Origin of the sequence: Gordoniibacillus kamchatkensis (assembly GCF_000829455.1) — a bacterium.
Taxonomy (GTDB): Bacteria; Bacillota; Bacilli; order Paenibacillales; family NBRC-103111; genus Gordoniibacillus; species Gordoniibacillus kamchatkensis.
Map to the genome: position 1 here is coordinate 66,727 of NZ_JXAK01000014.1, position 26,135 is coordinate 92,861.

Below are 26,135 nucleotides of genomic sequence, written 5' to 3' on the forward strand. Positions count from 1 at the left end.
AAAAATATCTTAATGCTGCGAGAGGGGGGCGCCGCTGCGGGGAAGGGCAGGCAGAGCCGCTTCCTCCGGGTGCTCCGCTTCCGCAGCCGCCGTCTTGCGAAACACGACAAAACGCGTCAGCAGCAGCGCGGCCAAATACGCCGCCGTCCCCATGAGCCCAAGCGCCACGCAGTCCCGCCAAATAAGCTCCAGCCCGTTGCCTTTGACGAACACGGCGCGCGCCCCTTCCAGAAAATAGGTGAGCGGCAATCCGTGCGACAGCACCCTGAGCGCCGCAGGCATCGATTCCATCGGCCACGTATAGCCGGAAAGCAGGAACGAAGGGACGGCAATAAGCATTGCCGTCTGTGTCGCGCCGAGCTGATTGCCGGAAAACATGGAAATCAGGTAGCCGTATCCGCAGACCGCAAACGTAAAGGCGGCAATGAGCACAATTCCGGCCCATAGCGGTCCGTTCAGCGGAATATGGAACACATAGGCGCACAGGACGTAGGAGACGATCGTATTGAACAGGTTGATCAGGAAGTACGGAACCGTCTTCGCATACGCCAGCAGCCACGGCTCGCGGCGCCAAACGGCGTAGCTTGCCCACGTGCCCGCTTCTTTCTCCCTCGAAATCGTCAGCGCGATGCCGAGAAACAGCACTTGCTGGAATACCGCTCCGGTCAAGCCGAACATCATGAACTCGCTGTAATTGAATGCAGGATTGTACAAAATTCTGTACCGGTACGGGATCGGCGCCAGCGTGTTCATCACTTGCGCGTCCTGCAGCCCTTGCTGCAGCTTCAGCCTCGTGCCCGAAAGCCCCATGCTGAAAGTCGTGATCACTTCACCCGCGGCTTTCGTCGCGGTATTGGATATCATCATGTTGCTGCCGTCGATGAGCGTAACTAAGGGCAGCGTCTGCCCCGCCTTCACGCGGGCCTCGAAGTGCGCCGGCACAATGAGCGCCACTTTCGCCGAGCCGTTCGCAATAGCCGCCTGCGCCTCATCTTCGCTGTACGCCTCCCGCACGATGCGGAACGATTCGTGCTCGTCGAACGCCTGCACGATTTGCCGGCTGAGCGGGCTCCGGTCCTCGTCGACGACGACGGTTGCCAGCTCCGTCACTTTGTGGTGCACGTAGATCGAACCGAACAGTGCGGTATACAGGAGCGGAACCGCAAACAGGATCATGAACAGCCGCTTATCCTTGACGATATGGAGCCATTCCCGGGCGATGGTCGTTCCGACAGTCGGCCTCATTCCGCTCACCCTTCCGTCTTGCCTTCCCACTGCAGCGTCATGCCGACGAGCGCCGACGGCGGCAGAGCCGGCAAGTCGACTTTCACCGCGAACGAGCGCACATCCGTTTCCCCGCTGCTTTGCGTCGCCTTCTTCACGGCAAAATCCGGCGCAGCGGCTACCGCGCTCACGGTGCCCGTCACTTTTTCCTTCGTGGCCGCGAGCGTCAGGGACACTTTATCGCCCGGTTTAAGCCCTGCCGCAGCCCCCTCCGGCATATAAAATTTCGCCCAGTGCGCGTCTTCCTTTTGCAGCGTAAACACCGGGAAGCCCGTCCCCACCATTTCCCCGGCTTGCGCGGATTGCGACAGCACGATGCCGTCGCTCGGCGCAAGCAGCTCCGTATAGCTGAGGTACGTTTCCGCTTCTTGCTGCGCCGCCTTCGCTTGCTGCTCTCCGGACTGCGCCGACTGCACCGCACCGAGCGCCTGCTGCAGCGACGCTTGCGCGGCGGCGACGTCGCCCTGGCGCACCTGCACCTGCTCGCGTCCGGCTACAGCGAGCTCATACGCCGCCTTGGCCTGCTCGAGCAGCGACTCCGCGCCCCGCACCTCTTCCTCGCGCGGGCCCTGCTGCACCATGTCGTACTGCTGCTGGGCCAGATCGTACTTCGTTTTCGCTTCCTGATAGCTGATCTTCACCTTATCTACATCCGCTTCGGATACGAGCCCTTGCTCCAGCATCGCCGTCATCCGCTTCAAGTTCTGGTCCGCGAGAGCAAACACTTCCTTGGCGGCGTTCAGCTGGACTTCCGCCTGTTTTTTCTCCTCCGGCCTTGCCCCGCTGTGGAGAGCGTCGACTTTCGCCTGCGCGGCGTCGACGGCCGCCTTCGCTTGGGCGATTTGCTGTTCGGACGCATCCGCCGTAGCTTTGACGCCCGCCGCTCCTTGCGCCTTCTTCGCTTCCGCCGTCGCCGCAGCTCCTTTCGCCTCCGACACTTTGCCCTGGGCGAGCGCTACGGCCGCTTTGGCCTGAGCCACCTTGGCTTCGATCTCCGCGCTTTGAAGCCGGGCCAGCACTTGCCCTTTTTTGACGGCATCGCCTTCCTTGACGAGCAGTTCCGTGATGCGCCCGCCGACTTTGAAGCTGGCGCTCGCCGTATCCGATTCTATGTATGCCGTCGGACGAGCTTGCCCTGTCTCCCCCGTCGAGCTTGCCGCCGGCCTGGCGCTTAGAAGATAGATGCTCCCTCCGATCAATGCCGCCATAACGCAATAAACTACCGGCCGAATGTAACGCATAACCGCCACCTCTGATCCTGATGAAATCTCGTTGCCGCAACCGCGATAGGTTCACAGCCACATCACGTATTGTACTTCCATATCTGATTCACGTAAATTTAATATTATTGATGTATAATTAAGTAATACTTAAGTAAATAACCGCTTGAGGCAGGTGTCCGTTCAGCATGCATTTGGAACAGTTGGAATGCGTCGTCGAAGTAGCCAAAACCGGCTCATTAACGAACGCCGCGCAAAATTTGCACGTCACGTTGTCGGCTGTCAGCCAATCGATCTCCAATCTGGAAGCCGAGCTGGGAGTAACGCTGTTCACCCGCTCCAGGCAAGGCGCAGCCCCGACCGCGGAAGGCCAGGTCATCATCAAGAAGGCGTTTGAAATTATCGGCAAAATCAAAGAGCTGAAAGACGCGGCAAGAGATTACGCCAGCACGAGCACGGAAAGCGGCGAATTGCGCCTCGCGACGATTCCCGGCCCCTTGTCGTTATACCTCGACACGCTCATCCGCTTCAAAAAAGACTATCCGCAAATCCGCATCGAGGTGAGCGAGAAGGGAAGCCAGGAAATCATCGACGATATCCGGCACAACAAAGCCGATCTCGGCGTTATCGTCCTGTTCGAGCATTTGCTGAAAAAGAACGTCGGGCTGGCAACGGGAAGGCTGCTGGAAGGGAGAATGGTCGCTTGCGTAAGCAGGCACTCGCCGCTTTCGTTAAACCGGTCGATTACTCCGGAGGAGCTGCGCAAGCAATCTTTGGCGCTCTACAACGACGACTACGTGAAATGGTATATGGAGCAATTTCAGGCCGAATTCGGCCAGGTGAACGTGCTGTTTACGACGAATAACACGGATGCGATTTTTCGCGCGCTGGCCGAAGGGAATGCGGCTACGGTCGGGCTCGACTTCTCGCTTGCCAAAATTCCGCAGGCGGTCAAAGGGGATTTGGTCATTCTGGACCTCGAGGTACCGCATCCGGAGCCGATTTATTTAGGCTGGATCCGCGCCGAAAACACGCATTTTTCCAAGGCGGCCTGGCTCTTTATCGACAAGCTGAGCTACGAGCTGCAAAAGCAGTGAAGGCCGTGCGGCTATCCTCCCCCCTCGTCCTTCATCCAAATGCGATGGATATGTTCTCCATTCCCAGGGCAATCTAACACCGATCACAACTTGAGGGAAGGGGACGTCCGCCGTATGCTGCAAAATCCGGCACAACAACAGCAACAGCAGCAACAACAGCAGCAACAGCAGCAAGTCATGCCGCAGCCGCCGCAAGTCATTACGACGAAAGACTACTTGTATGTGAAGGACCAGCTGTCGTGGGAGCTTCTCGCGATGAAAAAATGCCGACATTTCGCCGCGGAGTGCTCCGATCCCGACATCGCCCAGGCCATCGACCGGGCGGGGCAAATGCATGAGCGACACTACCGGCTTTTGCTGGGGCATCTGCAAACCAACAACGCCGCAGCGATGGCGCAAGTGCAGCAATTACAGCAGTAAAGGAGGAGCAGCCCGCATGAACCAAAATCAGAGCCAGAACCAGAGCCAATCCGCTACGACGATTCAAAATCCGAAGCCGCCCTATGAGCCGCAAGTAAAAGGGCCGGAAATGACGGACCGCGACCGGCTTAACGACATTTTGGCGCTGGAAAAATATTTGACCGACAGCTTCAACGTATCGGCTCGGGAAGCCAGCCATCTCTCCCTTCATCAGGACATTATGACGGTATTGAACGAAACCCATCAATGCCAATATGACATGTTCCAAATGATGTTCCGCAAAGGCCACTACAAATTGGAGGCGGAGCAGCAAACGAAGCTCGATCAAGCTTATCAGCAATTCAGCGGCTACATGTCCCAATTTCCGTACCAGACGAGCGCGGTTCAATAGAGAGGCGGCCTCGGGCGCCGGCTGCGGTTATGAATATTATCCATCGATTGTTTCGTTCGGGAATTTCCCATAAGATCGCGGCTCAGCAGCTGCAGCAAGCTCCTTTGCAGGCCGAGGAGCTGTCTGCCGAGCTGGAAAGCAACGTAGCGCTGATCAAACAGATTTTCGGGAACAGTTCGGATCTCGTCTTCCGCCGCCTGACCGCACCGATCGGCGCCGGGCTGGCTGTCGCCGCAGTCTATGTGGAAGGTATCGTCAACGCGGACAAAATCAACGATCACATTCTCAAACCGCTCATGCAGCCAAGCGAAAATGAGGTCGCTTCGCCGGATGGCGGTCCTTTTGCCTTGCTGTGGAACCGCATTTTGACGGTAGGCGGCATTCAGGAGGTTACGCAAACGCCGCAGCTCTTCTCTGCGCTGCTCTCCGGCCAAACGATCGTTCTGATCGAAGGGTGCAGCCGCGCCATTGCCGCCGAAACGTCGGGCGGAGACCGCCGGTCCGTGGAGGAGCCGCGCTCTCAAAACGTCATCCGCGGTTCCAAAGAAGGCTTTACGGAAGACATCGTGGTCAACGCTTCTTTGCTGCGAAGAAGAATCAAAAGCCCGAATCTTTGGATGGAGACGAGGACGATCGGCAAGGTGACGCAAACGCAAGTATCCGTCATGTACTTGAAAGGCGTCGCCAACGATAAGGTCGTCGCGGAAATCGGAAACCGGCTGAACAAGATCGACACCGACAGCATTCTCGAAAGCGGGTACATCGAAGAATTTATTCAGGATGCGACGTTCACCCCGTTTCCGACGATTATGAATACGGAGCGGCCCGATGCGGCGGCGGCAGGCATTTTGGAAGGGCAGATCGCCATTCTCGTTGACGGTACGCCGTTTGTTTTGCTTGCTCCCGTTACGTTTTTTAAATTTTTCCACTCCAGCGAAGACTATTACCATCGCTACGACATCATGACCTTCATCCGCATTATGCGGTACATCGCTTTCATTATGTCCATGTTGATGCCTTCGCTTTATGTGGCCATTACGACGTTTCATCAGGAGATGCTGCCGACCACGCTGCTGATCAGTCTGATGGCTCAGCGGGAAGGAGTGCCTTTCCCCGCACTTGTCGAAGCGTTAATGATGGAGCTTACGTTTGAGGTGCTAAGGGAAGCCGGCATCCGCATGCCGCGAGCGATCGGTTCGGCCATTTCCGTCGTCGGCGCGCTCGTCCTGGGTCAAGCGGCGGTGCAAGCGGGCCTCGTATCCGCCGGTATGGTCATCGTCGTATCGTTCACGGCCATTTCCAATTTCGTGGCGCCCGCCATCAATATTGCCATTGCCGCCCGCCTGCTCCGTTTCGTTCTCATCTTTCTCGCCGGAACGCTCGGGCTATTCGGCATTATGGCAGGCCTTCTCGCCATCTTGATCCATATGGCCGGCCTTCGTTCCTTCGGCGTCCCCTATTTAACACCGATTGCCCCTTTCATCGCCGCAAACCAGAAAGACGTTTTCATCCGCGTTCCCTGGTGGCTCATGATTATGCGGCCGAAGCTGCTCGTACAGCAAAATCAAAAGCGCCAGGGGACTACCGCGCAGGCTGCGTTCGCAAGCCGCAAAAAGAAGAAATCCGATCAGAAGCAGGAGCCCTAAGATGCAGGAGCTTAAAATTTCCACCGGGCAGGCTATCCTTCTCATCGTCGGCACAATTTTACCGACCGCCATGCTGACAGCGCCGACCGGCATTGTGAAGTACGCCACGACGGATGCGTGGCTCTCGATCCTGTTAGGCACTCTTATCGGCATATGCACAGCGATCGTTTCCAGCGGCATCGCACTGATGCATCCGGGATTGTCGTTTTTCCAAATTATGGACAAGCATTTGGGACGAGTGTGCAGCAAAACAGTTGGCGTACTGTTTACCGCATATTTTGTTGTGACCAGCATCGATGTTCTGCGCCAGTTTACAGACTTTATGATGCAAAGCGTCCTGAGGAAAACTCCCTCCGTCGTCTTGGGCGGCATCGCCGTCTTGCTCGCGCTATACGCCGTATACCAAGGCATCGAGGTCATTGCCCGCGTCAATTCGATAGTGACCGTAGGCGGTATCCTCGTCTTTGCCATTAGTACCCCCGTCTACTTCTATGAAATGAAGATCGGCAATCTGCTCCCGATCTTCGTTTCCCCGATCGGCCGCATTTTGATGGGGGCCTATTTGTCCAGCAGCTGGTTTACTGAAGTATTTGTCATCGTTCTGCTCGCTACTTTCCTGAACAATCCGGGCCGTACGAGAGCCGTCGCTCTCATTGGAGTATCGGCAACGGGGCTGAGCCTAATATGGATTGTGACCGGCTCGATTGCCATTTTTGGCGTCGGAATTATCCCCCTGTTCGATTACCCGACCTTCAACGTATTCCGCATTATTGACGTTGCCCGTTTTCTCGAGCGCATTGACGCCTTCTACATTGCCATCTGGGTAGGAATGACGATCATGAAGATGTCGATCCTGGTCTTTTTCAGCCATTATTGTTTATGTCAAACGTTCGGCATTACGGAGCCAAAAACGTTTCTGGCTCCTTTCGGACTGTTGACGCTTACGCTCTCCATCGTCTCCTGGAGCAGCAAAGTCGAATATAAGCAATTTCTGATGAACAGCATCGGCTTTTATTTGCTTCTGTCTCTTGTCGTCCCTGTGATTCTTTACATTGCCTTGCGTTTGAAACATGCAGGCAAAAGGGCTATGCCATGAAACGGGCCGGCCAAATGCTGTTCGCGCTGTTCGGCCTGTTCGTTCTCGGCGGCTGCTGGAACCGGGTGGAGCTCAACGAATTGAGCGTCATTATGGGTACGGCGATCGACGTCGAGGACAATCAATGGCTGACTACGTTCCAAGTCATCATTCCCCAGGCGATCGCTTCCCAAACGGTTGGAGGAGGAGGGGTGAGCCAATCGCCGATATCGGTATTTTCCACGAAAGGAGATTCGCTTGCCCAGGCAATCCAGAAAATAAGCCTCGAGTCGTCGCGCACCCCCTTCTTTGCCCATAACCGAATATTAATTATTAGCGAGAAAGCGGCCAGGGAAAAAGGCGTCTCCCAAATTGTCGACTTCTATTTGCGGGACGGCGAGAGCCGGGAGACGGTCGATGTCGTGCTGAGCAAAGGACCGGCCAAAAGCATTCTGGAAGTGCTGAACCCTCAGGAGAAAATACCGGCCAACGCGATCGACCGCATTTTTTACGAAACGGAAACGCAGTTATCGTTTGCCAGAAGAATTAAGCTGAGCGAATTCGCCGCGATGCTGGTCACCCCTGCGTTAAGCGCGGTGGCTCCGGAAATTCGCATTTCGGGCGAGCGGGAACATAGACAGTCCATCGATGAATTGGCTCAAACGAGGCAAAAGGCGGTGCTCAAAATCGGCGATATCGGCGTGTTTCGGAAAGACAAATTGGCCGCCTGGCTAAGCCGCGACGAAAGCATCGGCATCGCTTGGCTGTCCGACCGCATCGAGAACTCCGTCATTTCGTTCCCTTGCAGCGATGAAGAACCAGAAAGCCGCAGATCGACGTTTCTGGTCGACCGGTCGCGTACCAAAATAACTCCTGTCATCACCAGCGACACGATCAAAATAAAGGCGGCGATTGACGCGCATGGGACATTGGACGAAACCGGCTGCAACGTCAATTTATCCAAACCGGAGAGCATCAAACTGATGGAGGGGCAAATCAAAAAGCAAATCGAGCGCGATATTGCGCTTTCCTGGAAACGAGCGCAGGCGCTAAAGACGGACATTTTCGGCTTCGGCGACAAGGTGCATATTCATTATCCCCGCAAATGGAAACAGCTGGAGCAGCAGTGGTTCGACAAATTGCCCGACATCGAGCTTGTTTCCGACTTACGGGTGAGCATCCGGCGCACAGGAATGATCAACGATTCGTTTTCCAGCAAGGTGAAGGAGTGAGGGAGCGGCGATGATCATCGGATCCGTACTGTTCGTTCATGCGATGGCCGCTTTCCTCGGCGTTCGAATGCTGCGGCGCAAGCAAAAAGCAAAGGAGGCCGTGCTTCTCCTCATCCTCGCCGCCGTTTCCGCATATGCCGCGCTCGCGGATCAGTTGTCTTTGCCCGCAATGTCGATTCCGGGGGCGATTCGTTTCATCTTTCAGCCGTACGAAACGTGGTTCGAAACCGTCTTGGGAGGACCGTTCGGCTAAATTGGAGCGAAGGGGAGTTTAGCGATGGAGCGGATCGGGAAATATGAGCTGGCGGCGATGATCATTTTGTTCGAGGTCGGAAGCAGCTCACTGTTCCAATTAGGGGCAAAAGCGAATCGGGACGCCTGGATCTCGATGCTGCTCGCCTTCGCCGCCGGACTGCTCCTGCTGGGCATGTTTCTGTACATTAATGGCCAGGAAGGCCGACGCAATTTTGCGGATACGCTGCGGCGGCACTTCGGAAGGTGGCTTGGAACGCTCGTTGCAGCGGCCTACAGCTTGTATTTTGCCTATGAGTCGATGCGCAACGTCAGAGATTTCGGCGATTTGATGGCCACGACATTTTTGACGAACACCCCGATCTCCTTCATTATGCTCGTGCTGATCCTGTTGTCCGGATATGCCGTTTACAAAGGGGTGGAAGTGTTTTTTCGCACGGTTGGAATACTGCTACCTCTCGTAGGCTTCAGCTACATCTTATTGATCGTTCTGTTTTTTGCTTCCGACGTGTTGCGGACGGACCGGATTTTGCCCGTGCTGGAAGACGGCATCGCGCCCGTCCTGAAAGCCGTACCCAGTATCGTCATGTTTCCGTTCGGGCAGATGGTCGTGTTTCTTATTTTTTGGCAGTTCGCTCAGGACAAGTCCTTCGTCCCGAAAGTGTCGATTTGTGCCTACCTGGTGACGGGAACGATACTTACCATTTTAAACGTCTGCAACATTATGATTTTGGGGGCGCCCCTCGCCGGCATCAGTTCGTTGCCGCTTTTGCATGCGGTCCGAATGATGACGATCGGCGCGTTTATGGGAAGAATCGACGCATTTGTCGTTATGTTGCTGTTTCTTGCTTTATTCGTGAAGGCGACTTTGTGGTATTTAAGCTCGGTTGTCGTGTTAGGGCAGCTGGCGAAACGTACCGATCATCGCGCGTTCGTCGCTCCGGCGGGCGTGCTGATTTACTTCGCCTCGTTTCTCGAGCCCAACTACATTTATCACATTTGGATAGGAATCGAGGTCTCTACCTTACGAATATTTCCTTGGTTTCAAATCGCTCTTCCGGCGGCGCTACTGCTTATTATCGCGGTGAAAAAGCGCAGATCCAAGCGTTGACGCTTTTACGCGTTGTCCTGGCCGGTCCGCCTGACGCCAAATTGCGAGCTGTAAGCCAGCGCGATCGCTTGCGCGCGATCGCCCACTTGGAGCTTATGAAACAGGTTGGTGATATGATTTTTGACCGTATGCTCGCTGATAAACAGCGTTTCCGCGATGTCCCGGTTGCTCAGTCCTTTGACAACGAGTTCATATACTTCGCGTTCTCGGCCGGAAAGATGATGGCGCTCCATCAGCCCGTCAAAATCAAGACTTTGGCTCGCGCCCGCTTGTTCCGCGCCGACCGGAGCTTCAAACTGCAAAGTGTGCCGTTTCATGAGAAATTGCGCGAACGATTCCCGCATCGCGAGCGGAATATGCTGCAGCCGATATACCGATTCCAGATTTTCCGCACCGTACAAATACGCGAAGACCAGCGCCATAATTTGGCACGCCTCGCTGTACGGCTGCTGATCGCTTTGTCCGGCGGCATGCAAGCAGTCCCGGTATTCCCTCAGGAGCCCGATCAATCGCCCTTCGGCGGCAAAATGCCGCTCGATAAAATCGATTGAATACGGCGTCAGGAGGCAAGCGGACGAGATCAAGGCAACATCCTCTTGAGCCGGCATGAACGATGCGGCGAACTCGGCCGCCAAGAGCCGGGCTTGCGAGAGCAGCCGCTGCCGCTCATGATCCCATTCGCCGAGCGCTTCGAACAGCAAGCCGATGTCGCGCTGCGCTTCGTTCCCGGCTTCGCTGCGGGCAGCTCGCTCAATAGCCATATGAGTCAAAATCATGAAGGCGCGAAAAATGCTGACGTAGTGATCGCTTCGCTGCGACTCGGGAACGAAAACGCTAATGACCCCGCGAATCTCGGACCGGTAGCTGATCGGGCACTCGAGCGCCGTTTGTCCCCACGGGGCATCCGCGACGCGAGGCTCGTCGATCGGCGCGGCCAGGCCGAAGTAGCGGCTCGCCAGCTCCTTGCAGTACTGCTGGGCTTGCTCTTGCGTAATGCCGCGGGAGACGATGTTCGCCTTCGTTTTGCCCGGGAAGAGGAACATGAGCAGACTGGACCTGGCGTCCTCGACCAGATTGACGGAAATATCCACCAATACGGTAAGAAGACTCCGGATATCTTGGATAATATGTACAAGTTTCGCGATTTCAATCAATGAGGACAAATATATATTTTGCTTCCGGTAAGCCCCTTCCAACCGCTGCAAGGAACGCTGAAAGCCGTACAGCTCCGCGAATAGCTTGACCGGCCATTCCATCGCCGCAAGGTCGTTGTCCGGGTCGACGCTGCCGAAAAAGATGAGTCCGTTCACGGCGCCTTCCGCCGTTTTGATCGGCACGCAATACAGATGCTCCGGCTTAATGCCGTGCCGGATAAAAAATTGGCTCCTCGGATCCGCGCCGATACGGTGCCATTGCAAACATTCGCCGATCACGCAAGCTTGCCCGAGAAACCCTTCGCCCGATCGAAACGTGACGCCGAGCGGGCGCTTCGTCCCGCCATGAACGATCGCCGCTATGCTGTACTTGTCATGATCCAAAGCCTCGGCGCAGCCGCAGAAGAACGAGTCCGGGGCGGAGCGGGCAAGCTCGCCGACAAACTCTTCTGCGGCAGAGCTTTCCGTTCTCATCCGTGCCGCGGCTTTGAGCAGCGCATCGGCCTGCGGCGGATGCGCCGCCGCTCCGGCCATGCGGGAACCGGACGCATTCGCCGCAATCCGGACGAGCAGCTCGAGCTTGTGCCGGACTTTGTCCCGATTGTTCGTGCCCGTTGCCGGCGCGCTTGCAAGACGGCGTGCCATTCGTGCGCAGGCCCGTAATGCGCGGCCGCAAAATCGAGCAGCCGGCTTTTGGCCTCCGCACTCAGCCCGTCCATTGCCCATAAGCAGTATACATCCTCTTTCGTCTTGATCGGGGCTACATGAACAAATAATCCCGGCAGCTCTAATTCCAGAGTGACGGGGCGGCTCGATTGTTCGATTTTTTTCAGCCATTGCCGGGTGGAAAGCGGCCATAAGCGCTCCTCTTGGACGATGAAATCGAGCACAGAATTGCCGCCAAACGGTTGGCTGATCCCGCAGCGATCGGTCAACAACGCATACATGCCGTCCGCTTGCAGCAGCCGCTGCAAATCGGCAAGTAGGGGGGACGGTAACGGATGTATCACAGGACGTCGCTCTCCTCCTGAACCAAAGGCTGGAGATAACGATATATCGCGGATTCGCCCTCCCCGATTTTATCCAGAATGCCGTGTCCTACTAAATATTCCAACGCAGGACGCAGCTCCTTGCTTATTCTCCCGAGCCGAAGCGCGACCCCCTCTTCCGTCTCCAGCGTGTACGGGTTTTGCTGAAAAAATAGCGAGCACTCGAGCCGAAGCAGCAAATCGCTGTCCCCCATATGGATCCCCCCTACAACAATTGAATGAACGGCGCTTGGGGTACACTCACTACGATCAAAGGCTCGGAAACGACGCCATGTGGCGATTTGGTCAGCTGCAAATATTGGTAGCTCCCGTCCACCCAGGTGCGTATCACTCCGCCGCTCGATCTTTCCAGATAAGACGCTACATCGGAACTGATCTCCGCAAAATTGCACAAGGCGAGCACCGTTAGACCGGACGCCCTGGACTTGGCCATTTCCCCGGAATAGTAGCGGCTCACAAAATCGACGCCCTGCTGGGAAAACATCGTATTCAAGTCGTAATAAACGATCCAGTTCTCCCCGCGCGCAAGGCTCGGGCCCATAACGGGGGCGAGCTTCTCCTCCACGATTCGGTTATAGGAAGAAGGGTCGACGTCGCTGACATCGATGACTCCCGATTGAAATTCCTCGGGATAGGCCCTCCCGAAATGCTCGACAAAATAAAAACGCTGCTGCCGTATTTTTTTGGCAAGATCGATGTTCAGCGTCGAATAAATGTTCATTAAATCGTAGAACGTACTCAGGCCGGAACTGTAGGCGATAATTTTGTAGCCGGCCCGCAAATGCTCCGTAAGGATGGAAGCGATGACATATTTGTAATTCGCCTTGCTGTTCGTGTCAAGCAGGAAGGAGGTGCCCTTGCGAATGCCGCCGAACAAGAGCTGGTCCAGCTTCTGAATGCCTGTCCCGACGCATTCGTCGGTCGCGGCTTCGCGGTCCTCGATCAGCGATAGGGAAGGAACGACATGGATGCCCCGGTCCGTAATTTTGTAGCGGTGCTCGCCCTCCATAATAGGCGTTCCGCGCATTTTGAGCACTTCCAGCGTCCGTTTGCGGTAGCTTTCCATATGACTATTCAAGGAAAGCCGAATCACTCCGTCGGACACGTAATTTTCGAGGGGAATATCGTCATGCCTCGAAGTAATGCTTTCCTGGAGCAGCAAGGAAGTCATTTGAAACTTGCGCAGCGCGCTGCGCAAAGTATAAAATATTTTGCGGTAAGACGCCCCGTCTTCGGCTTCGAAACGAAGCAAGCTGACGCTGTCGATGGCGATGCGCCGGCACCCGAGCTCCGATATGACTTGTTCGATGAGTCCGCCGGCTTTCGTCAATTGCTCTATAAAAAGCTTCGGCGACATGCAGATGACACGCAGCAAATTTTTCCTCTCAAGCGCTTTCAAGTCCCAGCCGAACCGTTCCATGTCCTGATAAATTTGATCGGGCAACTCTTCGAACGTAATGTAAATACCGGGCTCGTCGTACTCCGTTGCGCCATAATAAAGAAACTGCATGGCAAGCGTCGTTTTCCCCGTGCCGGGGGCACCCTCCAGCACGATGGAAGAACCGCGCGGAATGCCTCCATGCATTATCGTATCCAAACAAGTATTGCCGGTTTTGGCGTACTCCATTATGCTCCCCTCCTAAAGCGATTGTCAGCGCCTTTTGTCCGGGACAATCAAACTGATACAATTCGTCGCATCTTTGGTTATTTTAAACTATTTTGTATACTTGTTCAATCGTCCCGTTTGCTAGGCTGACCGTCGCCGGAGCATGCCGGCTGCCCCTGCCGCTGCCCGTGCCCCCGGCAGGCGGCTTTAGTGAAGCTGGAATTCGTTTAACGCCTGATCCAGATTCTGGCTCGCTTTGACCACTTCGGGATGGCTCAAACTGCCGTACTGCAAATACGTCTCGACCAGTCTGTCTCTTAAGCGATTTAGCATTTCCATCATATTCAACGTTGGTCCCCCCGTTTTTTCCGGATTTTTAAGTGCATACAGCACAGCGACGACATCGGGATCGTAATGGACGCCGCTCCAGCGGTACAGCTCCTCGAAGCTTTCCTGCGCGGTCATCCCTCGGCAGTAGGCCCGCGGCTCGGTCATGGCGTCGAAGCTGTCGGCCACGCGCACGATTTTGACTCCCAAAGGCAGATCGTCCTGCTTCAGGCCGTAATAGCCCGTGCCGTCCAAATTTTCGTGATGGTAAAGAATGATGTCCATATCGATCCAGCCTCTCAACGCGTCGGTATCGAGGATGTCGAAACCGTAACGGCAATGATGCTTCAGCAGCTGCCATTCTTCGTTCCGCAACGGCCCCTGCTTGTTCAACAAGGCCGGGTCGATGCTGATTTTCCCGATGTCGTGCAGCAGAACGGAACGCAATAGCGGCTCCGCCTCCTCCGCCGGCAAGCCAAGAGCGGCGAATAGCTCGGCCGACAGGGCTGCTACGCGAACGGAATGCAAATACGTTTCGCGATGATGTTTTCGCAATTTTCTTAGCAAAAAAGAGCATATGTCATTGTGACTGAACTCAACGATGCTGTGCAGTCCCGAAGCCGAATCGGTCAGGCTTGATAGACTCATGATTCCAGCCCCCCGTTAATTGATCAGCTTCATTATGGCCGGCAAGCTGCTATGAATCTATCAGCATATGCTCTTATTTCCAGCTTTGTGCAGAAAATAGGAGGGACTTACTAGACGCACAAAGACCGCTCCTATTTCCCAAGGGGAGGCATAGGAACGGTCTTCCTCTTCTGTCTATGAGGGCTATGGCAAACGTACGTGCCGGATCAGATCCGCGACGACGCTCACGGCGATTTCCTCCGGGCCTTGAGCGCCGATCGGCAAGCCGACGGGAGATTTGACGCCGTCCAGCGCCGGCCTTTCTTCGAGCAGCCGGGACGTTCGCTGTTTGGAGCCCATCACTCCCAAATACAGCAGCTGCGTCGGGCGTAACCGGGAGAGCAGCTCCTTATCCCTTTGAAAATCGTGCGTCATCACGACCACGCAATCGTCCGCACCGAAAGACAGCCGGGACATCACTTCGTCCGGAAAGCCGAGCAGCAGCTCATCCGCCCCCGGAAAATGCTCCTTCGTGCAATAGGCGGGGCGCCAGTCCGATACCGTAACGGAAAAACCCGTCCGCGCCGCGAGAGCGGCCAGCGGCCGGGCGTCGGGAGCGGCGCCGAACAGAAACAGCCGCGGCTTCGGCCGCATCCGGTGCATAAACAGGCCGGCTTCCGGCTGCAAGCCGCTGTCGGAGCAGCCGCGCGCCATGCACAGCAAAGCGTCGTCCGCCGCTCCTCTCCACTTCCCGAACAGCCGCCCTTCGCCTTCTTCGCCGGCGACGAACAAATAATCCCCGGCGCTCTCCCCCTGCACCGCTTTCACGACGGTGACGGGAATACGGTCATCCAGACATTTCCTGACTTCGCCATAGTGCCGCCGCATCCGCTCGTCGACTTTTTCCAGCAGGATATGAACGATCCCGTTGCAGCCCGCTCCCCGCCCCCATCCCGCATCGTCTTCCTCGCGCATATCGTAGGCGAGCAGCTGCGGTGACGGCGTTTCGCCGCCAAGCATTTCTTCCGCCCGGGCGCCAGGTCGCCGTCTAGGCAGCCGGCCGTCAATACGCCGACCTGCCTCCCGTCCGCTTGATGCAGCATCGTGCTGCCGGCTTTCCGGTAGGCGGAGCCTTCCACCAGTACAATAGTAGCGAGTATGCAGTCTTTGTTCTGTTCGCCGATCGCCCGCAAAATGTCATGTATCGGATCCATTGGCGGCGCTTCCTTTCCGCATCGGGCTATCGACCGCGCCATCCGCCGCATTCGTCGCATCCTCTGCAACCGCCGCATCCGCTGCCGAAGAAGCGCGGCGTTGCAATACCGAGACGACGGCGTCGCGAATTTCTTCATACCCCGTGCACCGGCATATGTTCGACTGCAGCCAGTCTTTCACCGTGTGTTCATCGGCGTCAGGGCGCAGATGGGCGAGCCCATAGACGTTCATGACGAAGCCCGGCGTGCAATAACCGCACTGGAAAGCGAATTTGTCGACAAATTCGCGCTGCACGGCGGTGTTTTTCAAACCTTCTACGGTCGTGACCGCTTTCCCCTCGGCCTCGACCGCGAGCATGAGGCACGATTTCATCGGCCATCCGTCCACGAGCACCGTACAAGCGCCGCAATCGCCGTTCAAGCAGCCGGGCTTGGCGCCGGTCAAGCCGAATGAATCCCTGAGCACGTCCAGCAGCAAGTCCGCGGGGCGCGCGGCGGCGCGGCGCATTTCCCCGTTCACGTTCAGCTCCAGCACGATCGTATAGCGGTCCGTTCCCGCCATCTCATTCCCCTCCCAGCGCTCTCATCGTCTGTTCCATGACAAGCTTCAGCACAAGCTCGCGGTAGGCCGCCGAGCCTTTGATGTCGCTAATGACAGGGGCGGGAAACAACGCGATCGATTGATCGATTCTGTCCCGGAGAGGCAGCTCCCGGCGGTTCAGCATACGTTCGACAGCCTGCGAGCGGAAAGGAAACGCGCAGACGCCGCTGAACGCGATGCGGATTCCTTCGCTTGTTCGCAGCGCCGCGACAGTGACGAGCGGATAATCGATCGCCGCGACTTTGCGCTTCTTTATCGTTACATACGGCATTCTCGCATAGCTTTCGTCCGTAACCGTCTGTACGACAAACTCCCCTCTCCCGAGCCGCAGCTGGCCGTCGAACGCCTCGGCGATCGGGGTCTGCCTCGCGCCCCCGGGGCCGGCGATCCGCACTTCGCTGTCCGTCAGCAAAAGGGGCAGCACCGCTTCGCGGTAAATGAACTTGCTGCAAATGTTGCCGCCGAACGTAATTTTGTTGCGCGACGTCCGGTCGGCGACGCCGGCCCCCGTCTCTCCGAGCAGCGGAAACACGCGCGAATCGTAAAGCTCGGACAGCGTCAAAGCCGAACCGAGCACGAGCTTCCCGCTCTGAACCGCCGCCTGGCGGCAGTCCGGAATTCGCTTCAGATCGATCACGGCCTCCGTATAAATGCGGTTAATTCTGCCTATCGTAATGATTTCGGTGCCCCCGGAATAATAAAGCGGCTGCTTCCCTTCCGCATCGAGCCGCTGAAACAAGGCGGCCGCTTCGGCTACGGTGGCCGGCGCATAGTAGTCGAAATTGTAAGGGATCATGGTTGCGGTTCCCCCATTTTCGCTCTCCAGATCGTCTCCGGGAACAGGGGCAGCCGGTTCAGCTGAACCCCTGCAGCGCGCGAGAGCGCGGCGGCCAGGGCGGCGGGCATCGCGATAAGCCCGTGCTCGCCCAGCGCGCGGGCGCCATACGGCCCATCCAGACACGGACTCTCGATGAATTCGACGACATATTCAGGATTTTCGCCGTACCGGATCACGTTGTAATCGCGCAGCGACGCGTTGTAAATCGCTCCTTCGCCGCTGAACATAAACGTTTCGCGGTTTGCGAAGCTTAGCCCCATGGACATGGCGCCCATCACTTGCCCTTTGGCCGCTTTCGGATTGAGCACCTTGCCCGCGTCGTTGACGGAGATCGCTTTCAGCAGCTTATAGGAATAGTCTCTCGTATCGAGCTCGATTTCCACCGCCTGGGCCCCTACGTTCCACTCCGGCCCGGGCGTGCCTTCCCCGGTTTCCGGGTTCGTGTAGTTCATGCGCCGCTGGATATAGTGGCCCCGCCCGATAATTTGCCCGCCGATGGAATTTCCGTTCGGATACTTGTACCCGTAGCAAATGTCTTTGACGGCGATTCTGACGGAAGGGTCGGCCCGGGCATACACGTATCCATGCCCCAGCTCCAAATCGACCGGATCGGCCCGCAGCACGCATGCCGCTATGTCGAGCAGTTGGCGGATGGCGTCGTCAGCCGCCTTCAGCACCGCGCGGCCGGCCAGAAACGTGCCGCGGCTCGCCACCGTTTTCCAATGCTCCGGCGTAATGTCCGTGCTTATCTTGAACTTGACGTGAATATGGTCCGGGCTCATTCTCATCCGTTCCGCCAAAATTTGCGCCAGTATCGTCTTCGTGCCGGTGCCGATCTCGACAACGCCGGTTTCCAGATTCAGGCTCCCGTCCTGATTGAAGGAAACGATCGCGCCCGAGCTGCCATCGGGATCTATCGAGGAATTTTTCCAGAAGCAGCCGATTCCTTTCGCCCGGATCGTATGCGCGTCCACTTGCCGTACCTGCCAGTCGTCCCATCCGGCGAGCGCGCGCAGCCGGTGCATGCACGTCGCAAATCGCCCAAATTGCTCGGCGTGCGCACGTCGCGGGTCGGCGCCGTATCCCCCGGCACGGCGGCATTCCGCATGCGAAGCTCCCACGGATCGATGCCGAGCTTGTCGGCCAGCACGTCCATCGCCCGCTCGATGGCGAAAGTGAGCTCCGCATGCCCGTATCCCCGGAAAGCCGAAGCGTACGGATGATTCGTGTACACCGTCAGACAGTCGCAATACAGGTGGTCGATCGCATAAGGACCCGAGCAGTCCGCCAAAGCCGCTCTCGCAACGTCGCTCGATTTGTCGTTGTAGGCGCCGCCGTCGAAGCGGTAAATGATTTCCGCCGCCACAATTTTGCCCGCTGCCGTGCTTCCGAGCCGAACGGTGGCGTCAAGCCCGATATGTCCGGGAGAAGTCAGCATGTCTTCTTCGCGCGTATTGATGATTTTGACTTTGCGGCCGCCCACCGCGCACGAAGCGACATAAGCGATCAGCTCGAGCTGAATCGCCGCTTTGCCGCCGTAGCCGCCGCCGACAAACGGGGTGCGGACTACAATCCAGCCCGGATCGATACCGAAATAAGCCGCCACGTATCTTTTGACGCCAAAAGGGGCCTGCGTCGACGATTCGATGTAAACATGCCCGTCCGGCTTAATCTCCGCAACAGCGCTGCGCGTTTCCATCGCCACGTGATCGGATGGGGCGAACGACACCGAATTTTCGATCACGACTTCGCTCGCTTTCATGCCTTCGGCCAAATCTCCTTTGCGCACTTTCAGCAAGCAGGCGATGTTGGTGCCGGGAACCGGAACGACACCCGGGCCCGTCTTGTATTCGCCCAGCCGTTCGTGAATGAGCGGCGCATCGCTGCGCAGCGCTTCCGCGGGGGAATTAACAACCGGAAGCGGCTCGTACCGGACACGGATCATATTCGCGGCCTGCTGCGCCTGCGCTTCGGTATCGGCTACGACTACGGCGACGGCTTCACCGTAAAAGCGGACCCGGTCCTTGGCGATGATCGGCCTGTCGCGGGTTTCCTCCCCGGTCAGCACATCGCAGCTTGTTCCGGTCAATATGGCGCGAACCCCTTGCGCTTTCGCCGCCTCCGCCGTATCGATAGAAACGATTCGCGCATGCGCATAAGGGCTTATCAAGAGCCGCGCGTACAGCATCCCGGCTTCCTGATGGTCGCCGGTATATCGCGCGGCCCCCGTCACTTTGTCATACGACTCCTTTTTCGGAACGCTAATTCCGATCGCCTCCAAAGCCGATCGCTCCTTTCCTCCCAGCTCATCCCGTGCCGCTGCTCCGTTACCGCCAATCGTTTCATTATACGGACGGCGAAGGAAGGTTATGACGCCGCGGGCAAAAAGGAAAAGCACCCCTCGTATGGGGTGCCGGTCAAGACGATCGATTCAGTTCTTGCAGCAGCTCCGACGTTCCCGCATGGAGCATGGCTGTATATCGTGCATCAGGAGAGGGCTCGTCCGCTCCGTCGCGCAAGGCGATCAAGTCCGGATCGGACACGAACGGGATTCCTTTGCTTCGGCTTAAATCGCTCCAGCAGACGCCGATAGAGCGGAGGCGGCTCGCCCACCGCTCTTGCTCAGCCGGCGGCAGCGTCCCGGCGGAGGACCATTCGGCCATTATGCGAACCGTTCTCTGCAAGTACAACACGCCGCGTTCGAGCAGCGCCGCCCGGCGCTTACTCGCTTGCAGAAGCGATCGGCTCGACTCGGCGAACCAGTTGAGCTTCAAACTTTTCGCCGCTTGCTCCAGCTGCTTGTGCGCTTGAAACAGCTCCTTATGCAGCGCCTGCGACTCCGCATGCAGAATTGTCGCCCGGTCCGCGCGGCAGCCGTCCTGCACCCAAGCCGCCGCTTGCGCGAACCGTTCCGCCATTCGCTGTGCCAACGCGAGCCCCGCACGTTCGGCCTGTTTCGTCAAGTTTGGCGGATAAACGAGCATATGGACAGCGAGCCCGACGGCAAGTCCGATAATCGTGTCCCGGATCCGATCGAACCCGTAATGTCCAGGCGACTGCTTTTGCAAAGCGAGCACGAGCAGCACGCTTAAAGCTGCTTCGTGCACGACGCTTTCTTTTCTTTGCAGCAGCAGGGCGGCTCCCGAGACGAGAACGAGCAGCAAAGCCAGCGTCCAGCCGTTTAGCGGCACATAATCGGCGGCCCAGACCGTTAATACGACGCCGACAACAGTGCCGAAAAGCCGGTGGAACGAATACAGGACGGACTGCAGAACCGTGGTCTGCAAGCACAGGATAACCGACAGCGGCGCGAGGTAAGGATGCTTCGAGCCGCACAGCTTCGCCAGCTCCCAAGCGATGCCGGAAGCTGCGGACATTTTCAAGATCATGGCAATCAGGCTTACAATGCGCTTGCCCATATCGTACTCCTTGCCGCATCCAGGGCAAAATGTTACCGCGTTTCCGCCGCCGCAAATCGACGCGCAGACGGCACAAAAACCGGCTGCCGGAAGCAGGCGAAATACCGTCGCGGTTCTCAACCTATGCTGCACAGTTCCTCTATTACCATTATCGCCTGACGTTCAACACTTCATCCAGCCATGCAAAAAACGATCGCCTTGCAACAGCAACGTCCCGATTTTGGCCATGCGCTTCCTCACCAATTTTGGCGGTGAAGCGCAGCAACGTTTGGGGGCAAGCACAGGCTTTATCGCGCACTTAAAATTTGATTGGTCCAAGTTTATATATTAAAATGAACCTATGACAAAATGATCTTATCGAAAGGAGGAGTTCGCATTTATGAGCTCCATTCGTTACGCTCTGCTTACGCTGCTGGCGCGCGAGCCTCTTAGCGGCTACGATATCAAGCTGCAAATGAACAGCCGGATCGGCCCTTTTTGGAAAGTGGGCAGCAATCAGGTTTATCCGGAATTGTCCAAGATGGAAGGGGAAGGCTTGATCCGGTTGCAGGGGACGGAACAGCACGCCTATCGCCCCGTCCGCAAATTGTACGAGATTACGGAAGCCGGGCGGGAAGCGCTTATTCAGTGGACTTTGGAGCGCGGCGGCGTTGAAACCGTGCGCGACGATTTTCTGCTGAAGGCATATAACTCCTGGCTTGTTAAGCCCGAAGAGATGGCTGCGCAAATCGAGGAAGTCAAAAAACAGCACGAAGAGAGGCTGGCCGCCTATGTAGCCAAAGTGGAGGAGCTCACCGCGATGCTGGACGCGCCGGACAGCCACGATCCGATTGCCTCCACCATTTCCGTCGTCGAATTTGGCATTCAATACGAACGGTTGTACATCGAGTGGTGCGAGAAATTGTTGAAAAAGGAATAGCTTCAATGCCGTCGTAAAGACGCGGGCTTGCCGGTTTTCATACTTGTGCGGGCCCGGCCCTGCTGCTGCAGTTGCTACTGCGGTACTTACGGCTGGCATGCTGCGCTTAAAATGCCGCTGGAAGTATGCTTTGCGCAACTCCAGCGGCATTTTAAGCGGGTACGGTTCGGCTGCATTAGCAGTCGCTTCCATCTGTCGGCTTGCCTAAGTGATTCTGCGGCAAGGGACTTCGCAAGCCTGTTTTCGACCAGAATGTTTCAGCGGGAACCTCTTCTCCCGGTTAGCGGAAATTTGTTCCGCTATCGACCTATTTCCCGGGTATTTCGCGAAATTAGCGGAACGAGAGTACGCTATCTCCGCATTTTAGGCGAGAATCGCTCTTGTTCCAGACCGATAACGGAACTCCGTTCCGCTAAGCTTTATCCGGCTTCCCTCTGGCCGTGCGATAACGGAACCATGTTCCTTTATTTCAAAATGAGCAAACGTTCTACTAGCCCGGTAGAGCCTCTCCTAGCCTCCTCTCACGACCGTACATGTCCGCCCGCGGACGGTTCCCGCTTCCCGACCGGCCTCGCCGCCGAACTCCAACGGAATAAATGAAGATAACGTTCCCTCCGGTTTTCTTCCTCCCACTGTTTTCTTCGCGATTCAAGAATCGAGCGGCGCGTCAGCAGGCCTTGCGACCGGCCGTCTTCGTCAACGACGTACTGCCGCGTCTGGCCGGTACTCAGCATAATATGGCACACATCGCCGAACGTATGGTCCGGGGTAACCGCCGGCACGGCTGCGGCAAAGTAGCGCGACAGCGGCGAGTTGCCGGCCGCGCCCGACTTCGCGAGCGATTCCAGATCGGCCCGCCGCACTTCGCCGATCAATCGGCCGTTGCCCGCAACAAGCGGATAGCCCTTGTACCGGTATTCGTCCGGTGCGTGGCGCATTTTCTCCAAAGCTCCGGCAACCGTTTCGTGCTCGTGGAAAGACAGCATTGGCACAAGCTCCAGCTGGGACACTTTCACCTGGTCAAGCGGATCGACCGCGTAGTCTCTGGCGATATGGCGGCCGCGGCGGGCGATTTTTTCGGTCAATATGGACCGCGGCAAAATAAGCGCGGACAGCCCTGCCGCTACGGTACAAGCGAGCAGGACAGGCAGGAGCACGGGCAAATCGTGCGTCAGTTCGAGCATAAACACGACGGTCGTCAGCGGGGAACGGGTGACCCCGGAAAATACGGCGGCCATGCCGATTATCGCCCATACGCCGGGATCGGGGGCATGCACAAGAGCGGCGAGCGCATCGCCGACCGTCCCCCCGATGATGAGCAGCGGCGCCATAATGCCGCCGGACGTGCCGGATCCGAGTGCGACGACCCAAATCGCGGTTTTGATCAGCAGGAACCCTAGCAGGAAATGCATCGGAAACCGCCCCGCCACGAGCTCTCCGATCGAATCGTAGCCGACGCCCAGCACGCGCGGGTCGGCAAGGCCGCCGAGCGCAATGACGATACCGCCCATAGCCGGCCACCACATCCAGTGGATCGGCAGCTTCTCGAACCAATCTTCCGTTCCGTAGATCGCTTTTGTTAAAATATAAGCGAGCCCTGCGCCCAGCACGCCTAGCCCCAGAGCGGCTGCAACGATGTCCATCCGGCCGGCGGGAACGGCCGAACTCGGAAACACCGGCTCCGTCCCCATCCAATATTGCCGGATGAAGTCGGCTATGGCGCTGGCGACCGCGATAGGCACGATGCTCCGCGGGCGCATTTCAAAAGCGAGCAGCTCGACGGCGAAAAAGACGGCAGCGATCGGCGCATGGAACGTAGCGCTCATACCTGCAGCCGCACCGCTTAAAAGCAGCACTTTCCGTTCGCCTGCGGTCAAATGAAGAAATTGCCCGATGACGGAGCCGAGCGAACCGCCGGACATAATAATCGGCCCTTCCGAGCCGAACGGTCCCCCGCTGCCGATCGAAATCGCTGCGGAAATCGGCTTCAGGATCGCCACTTTCGGCGAGACGACGCTTTTGCCGTTCAAAATCGCCTCCATCGCTTCCGGGATGCCGTGGCCGCGTATTTTATCCGAGCCGTACCGGGCCATCAGCCCGATCAGCAGTCCGCCCGCGACGGGCACGAAGACGGCCCCCAAGCCCAATGCGTTCGGGTATGGCGGTACGAACGAGAACGAAAGCCGGTGGAAATAGAACAGGTTGGTGAAGAAACCGATCATTTTTTGCAGAACGACGGCGATGCAAGCCCCGCTGGCCCCTACAACGGCTGCGAGCGCAGCGATATACAGGCTGCGGGCGCTGAACCGGAAATCGGCCAGCTCGTTGGTGACGCAACATTCAACGCAGTTAACCTCCTTATGTATGCTGTGCTGCCCGATTCATAATACATCGCATTGAGATATAAATACAAGACGGGAGACAAGCGATATGACAAAAAAAATGATGGACAAAGCCGTTTACGAGCAGCTCGCCGATTTCCGGTACCGGCTACGGAAATTTATACATTTCAGCGAACAGGCCGCCCGCCGGAACGGGCTGACGCCGCAGTCCCACCAATTGCTGCTGGCCATTATGGGCTATCCCGGGCGCGATTACGTCACCCCGACCGAACTGGCAGAGCGGCTGCAGCTCACTCATCACGCCTGCGTCGGTTTGATCGACCGCTGCGAACGGCAAGGCCTTGTCGAGCGCAAGCCGAATCCGGAGGACGGGAGAAGCATCTATATTCATTTGTCGCCGGAAGGAAGAAGGTTGCTGGAGACTTTGTCGGAAATTCACTGGGAGGAACTGAACCGGATCGGACTGTGGAACAAATGAAAAAAGGAGCTGGCGGATCAGCTCCTTGAGGCTCTTACAATTTTTTACTCAGCCCTTTAAGCCTGTAGTTGAAATGCCCTCCACAAAGTGCCGCTGCGCCAGAAAAAACAGCAGCACTTGAGGAACGATCGAGACGAGCGACATAGCCAGCAATTGTCCCCATTGCACGGCGCTTTGCGTATCCATAAACATTCGGAGCGCGAGAGGCACCGTAAATTTGCTTACGGAATTTAAATAGATGAGCGGACCTAAGTAATCTTCCCAGTGCCACAGAAACGAAAAGATCATCACTGTAATGAGCGCGGGCTTCGTTAAAGGCAATATGATTCGCCAATAAACGCCGAACCAGCTGCACCCGTCCATTTTGGCGGATTCGTCCAGTTCGCCGGGAATCCCGCGTATAAACTGCACCAACAGAAAGATAAAGAACGCTCCCCCCATCGCACTGGGCACAATAAACGGCAAGTACGTGTTGACCCAGTTGAACTTATGAAACATCGCATATTGGGGAATGAGGGTAACTTGAGCGGGCAGCATGATCGTCAGCAGAAGAAGGGAAAACCATACTTTCTTGAAGGCAAACTGAATGCGCCCGAAGCCAAAAGCGACAAGACTGCTCGAAATGACCGTCAGCAGCATCGTGGTAATGTTGAGCTTGAAGCTGTTGATGTAAAAATACGTGAACGTATACTTGGGCAGCGCCACCCAGCCGTCCGAGTAATTGCTCCACATGAAGCGGCTCGGAAACAGCGACGGCAAGCTCAGCTCCGCGTTCGGCTTGAGGGACGCCCCGATCCACCACAATACGGGGTAAAACATCAATGCGCTGAATGCGATCAACACGAAGTGAGTCAGCCATTTGTTCCTCGATATCGCCTTCACCCTCTTCCACCCGCCTCATTTTCATAAAACACCCAATATTTCGATGCCATAAAATTGATCATCGTCGCTATTGCGACAATAACGAGCAAGATCCAGGCCAGTGCCGAAGCATAGCCCATGTGCAAAGTGGCGAAAGCTTTTTCGTACAAATAGAGGGCGTACATTTCGGTCGAATTGAGCGGTCCGCCGTTCGTAATGACAAATGCCGCGGTGAACGATTGGAACGAGCTGATAACGCCCATAATCAGATTGAAGAAAATGACCGGAGACAGCATCGGCAGCGTCACGGAGACGAATTTCCGGAATTTCCCCGCTCCGTCCACCGCAGCGGCCTCATACAGATCGCTTGGAATTTGCTTGAGTCCCGCCAGAAAAATGATCATGGCCGAACCGAACTGCCATACGCTAAGCGTCACCAAAGTGCCTAGCGCCGTACCCGGCGTTCCGATCCAATTTTTCGCCGGAATGCCGAAGAGCGGAACGATATGGTTGATAAAGCCGCTGATGCCGAATATATTTTTCCAGAGCACCGCTACGGCAATGCTGCCGCCTATCAATGACGGCAAGTAAATGATCGTTCTGTACAGTTCGATCCCTTTCAGCTTTTGATTGAGCAGCATCGCTACGAGCAGCGCAAAGCCCAGTTTGGCCGGAACGGAAGTCAGCACGTAAGTGAATGTGACCTTAAGCGAATTGTAGAAAAAGCGGTCTTGCGCGATTTCCTGAAAGTTTTGCAGGCCGATCCACTTCGGTGCGCTGAGCAGGGAGAAATCTGTGAACGTATAATAGAGCGATTGAGCCATAGGCCAAAGCGTCAAAAACAGAAACCCGGCGAGCCAAGGCGAAATAAACAAATATCCGGCAACGTTCGATACCGAATGGTTTTTCAATTTGGCGGTCCGGGCTCTTTTCACGGTTTTACCGCCTTCAAGCACCGAGTCTTGGTACATG

General features: G+C 56.6%; 24 protein-coding genes and 3 pseudogenes. 11 read left to right on the forward strand and 16 right to left on the reverse strand.

What is annotated here, in order from left to right; genetic code table 11:
* Positions 1-9: 9 nt before the first annotated feature.
* Both SD70_RS10135 and SD70_RS10140 read right to left on the reverse strand, forming a co-directional pair.
* Complete coding sequence (locus SD70_RS10135; RefSeq protein ID WP_041047446.1) at positions 10-1,245, reverse strand: ABC transporter permease; 1,236 nt, start codon at positions 1,243-1,245, stop codon at positions 10-12.
* A gap of 5 nt (positions 1,246-1,250) precedes the next feature.
* A complete protein-coding gene (locus SD70_RS10140; RefSeq protein WP_041047447.1) occupies positions 1,251-2,525 on the reverse strand; it encodes an HlyD family secretion protein in 1,275 nt (424 codons plus the stop codon).
* Positions 2,526-2,692: 167 nt separating this feature from the next.
* Here SD70_RS10140 and SD70_RS10145 point away from each other — a divergent pair, with 167 nt between their 5' ends.
* From SD70_RS10145 to SD70_RS10180, 8 genes are all read left to right on the forward strand, one after another.
* Positions 2,693-3,601 carry a LysR family transcriptional regulator gene (locus SD70_RS10145; protein WP_041047448.1) on the forward strand — a complete coding sequence of 303 codons (909 nt, stop codon included), beginning with the start codon at positions 2,693-2,695 and terminating at the stop codon, positions 3,599-3,601.
* Positions 3,602-3,715: 114 nt separating this feature from the next.
* On the forward strand, positions 3,716-4,021 hold the full coding sequence (locus SD70_RS10150) for a hypothetical protein (protein ID WP_041047449.1): 306 nt from the start codon (positions 3,716-3,718) through the stop codon (positions 4,019-4,021).
* Positions 4,022-4,037: 16 nt separating this feature from the next.
* Positions 4,038-4,412 carry a spore coat protein gene (locus SD70_RS10155; protein WP_041047450.1) on the forward strand — a complete coding sequence of 125 codons (375 nt, stop codon included), beginning with the start codon at positions 4,038-4,040 and terminating at the stop codon, positions 4,410-4,412.
* Positions 4,413-4,441: 29 nt separating this feature from the next.
* Positions 4,442-6,058, forward strand: a complete 1,617-nt coding sequence (locus tag SD70_RS10160) for a spore germination protein (protein WP_052487251.1) — start codon at positions 4,442-4,444, stop codon at positions 6,056-6,058.
* Between the two features lies 1 nt (position 6,059).
* Complete coding sequence (locus SD70_RS10165) at positions 6,060-7,154, forward strand: GerAB/ArcD/ProY family transporter (protein WP_041047452.1); 1,095 nt, start codon at positions 6,060-6,062, stop codon at positions 7,152-7,154.
* Entirely contained in the window at positions 7,151-8,365 is a 1,215-nt protein-coding gene (locus SD70_RS10170; RefSeq protein ID WP_041047454.1) for a Ger(x)C family spore germination protein, read from the forward strand. Before SD70_RS10165 ends, SD70_RS10170 begins: the two co-directional genes overlap by 4 nt.
* A gap of 10 nt (positions 8,366-8,375) precedes the next feature.
* Positions 8,376-8,618: a hypothetical protein gene (locus tag SD70_RS10175; protein WP_041047455.1), complete on the forward strand. Its 243-nt coding sequence runs from the start codon at positions 8,376-8,378 to the stop codon at positions 8,616-8,618.
* A gap of 24 nt (positions 8,619-8,642) precedes the next feature.
* The gene (locus tag SD70_RS10180) at positions 8,643-9,728 is read left to right on the forward strand and encodes a GerAB/ArcD/ProY family transporter (protein ID WP_041047456.1); all 1,086 of its coding nucleotides are present in this window, start codon (positions 8,643-8,645) and stop codon (positions 9,726-9,728) included.
* A gap of 5 nt (positions 9,729-9,733) precedes the next feature.
* On the opposite strand, the gene SD70_RS39205 is transcribed toward SD70_RS10180, so the two are convergent.
* The 11 genes and pseudogenes from SD70_RS39205 to SD70_RS10230 form a co-directional block, all read right to left on the reverse strand.
* Entirely contained in the window at positions 9,734-11,416 is a 1,683-nt protein-coding gene (locus tag SD70_RS39205) for a helix-turn-helix transcriptional regulator (RefSeq protein ID WP_041047457.1), read from the reverse strand.
* On the reverse strand, positions 11,353-11,892 hold the full coding sequence (locus SD70_RS36860) for a hypothetical protein (RefSeq protein WP_041047458.1): 540 nt from the start codon (positions 11,890-11,892) through the stop codon (positions 11,353-11,355). The genes SD70_RS39205 and SD70_RS36860 overlap by 64 nt, the downstream gene beginning before the upstream one ends.
* The gene (locus SD70_RS10195) at positions 11,889-12,125 is read right to left on the reverse strand and encodes a hypothetical protein (protein WP_041047459.1); all 237 of its coding nucleotides are present in this window, start codon (positions 12,123-12,125) and stop codon (positions 11,889-11,891) included. Before SD70_RS10195 ends, SD70_RS36860 begins: the two co-directional genes overlap by 4 nt.
* A gap of 11 nt (positions 12,126-12,136) precedes the next feature.
* Positions 12,137-13,558: an ATPase domain-containing protein gene (locus SD70_RS10200; protein WP_041047460.1), complete on the reverse strand. Its 1,422-nt coding sequence runs from the start codon at positions 13,556-13,558 to the stop codon at positions 12,137-12,139.
* A 186-nt stretch (positions 13,559-13,744) separates the two neighbouring features.
* Positions 13,745-14,512: an HD domain-containing phosphohydrolase gene (locus SD70_RS33140; protein WP_052487252.1), complete on the reverse strand. Its 768-nt coding sequence runs from the start codon at positions 14,510-14,512 to the stop codon at positions 13,745-13,747.
* 183 nt (positions 14,513-14,695) lie between these two features.
* Complete coding sequence (locus tag SD70_RS10210) at positions 14,696-15,511, reverse strand: XdhC family protein (protein ID WP_052487253.1); 816 nt, start codon at positions 15,509-15,511, stop codon at positions 14,696-14,698.
* A gap of 41 nt (positions 15,512-15,552) precedes the next feature.
* Positions 15,553-15,843 (reverse strand): annotated as a pseudogene (locus SD70_RS40280) (XdhC family protein); the annotation flags it as partial.
* Positions 15,809-16,267, reverse strand: a pseudogene (locus SD70_RS10215) ((2Fe-2S)-binding protein); the annotation flags it as partial. The pseudogenes SD70_RS40280 and SD70_RS10215, both read right to left, overlap by 35 nt.
* A gap of 1 nt (position 16,268) precedes the next feature.
* The gene (locus SD70_RS10220) at positions 16,269-17,102 is read right to left on the reverse strand and encodes an FAD binding domain-containing protein (protein ID WP_041047461.1); all 834 of its coding nucleotides are present in this window, start codon (positions 17,100-17,102) and stop codon (positions 16,269-16,271) included.
* Positions 17,099-19,425 (reverse strand): annotated as a pseudogene (locus SD70_RS10225) (xanthine dehydrogenase family protein molybdopterin-binding subunit). The gene SD70_RS10220 and the pseudogene SD70_RS10225 overlap by 4 nt, the downstream one beginning before the upstream one ends.
* A gap of 136 nt (positions 19,426-19,561) precedes the next feature.
* Positions 19,562-20,563, reverse strand: coding sequence for an FUSC family protein (locus SD70_RS10230; protein ID WP_052487254.1), 1,002 nt, complete (start codon positions 20,561-20,563; stop codon positions 19,562-19,564).
* Positions 20,564-20,942: 379 nt separating this feature from the next.
* Here SD70_RS10230 and SD70_RS10235 point away from each other — a divergent pair, with 379 nt between their 5' ends.
* Positions 20,943-21,482 carry a PadR family transcriptional regulator gene (locus SD70_RS10235; RefSeq protein WP_041047462.1) on the forward strand — a complete coding sequence of 180 codons (540 nt, stop codon included), beginning with the start codon at positions 20,943-20,945 and terminating at the stop codon, positions 21,480-21,482.
* Between the two features lie 521 nt (positions 21,483-22,003).
* Here the strand turns inward: SD70_RS10235 and SD70_RS10240 are convergent.
* Positions 22,004-23,608, reverse strand: a complete 1,605-nt coding sequence (locus SD70_RS10240) for a chloride channel protein (protein ID WP_052487255.1) — start codon at positions 23,606-23,608, stop codon at positions 22,004-22,006.
* Positions 23,609-23,668: 60 nt separating this feature from the next.
* On the opposite strand from SD70_RS10240, the gene SD70_RS36865 reads away from it, so the two are divergent.
* Together SD70_RS36865 and SD70_RS10245 are read left to right on the forward strand one after the other, a co-directional pair.
* Complete coding sequence (locus SD70_RS36865; RefSeq protein ID WP_052487256.1) at positions 23,669-23,869, forward strand: hypothetical protein; 201 nt, start codon at positions 23,669-23,671, stop codon at positions 23,867-23,869.
* A gap of 43 nt (positions 23,870-23,912) precedes the next feature.
* Positions 23,913-24,302, forward strand: a complete 390-nt coding sequence (locus SD70_RS10245; protein WP_041047464.1) for a MarR family winged helix-turn-helix transcriptional regulator — start codon at positions 23,913-23,915, stop codon at positions 24,300-24,302.
* Positions 24,303-24,350: 48 nt separating this feature from the next.
* Here the strand turns inward: SD70_RS10245 and SD70_RS10250 are convergent, their stop codons facing one another.
* Complete coding sequence (locus SD70_RS10250; RefSeq protein WP_082053249.1) at positions 24,351-25,121, reverse strand: carbohydrate ABC transporter permease; 771 nt, start codon at positions 25,119-25,121, stop codon at positions 24,351-24,353.
* Positions 25,122-25,180: 59 nt separating this feature from the next.
* Complete coding sequence (locus tag SD70_RS10255; protein ID WP_041047466.1) at positions 25,181-26,134, reverse strand: carbohydrate ABC transporter permease; 954 nt, start codon at positions 26,132-26,134, stop codon at positions 25,181-25,183.
* Position 26,135 lies beyond the last annotated feature (1 nt).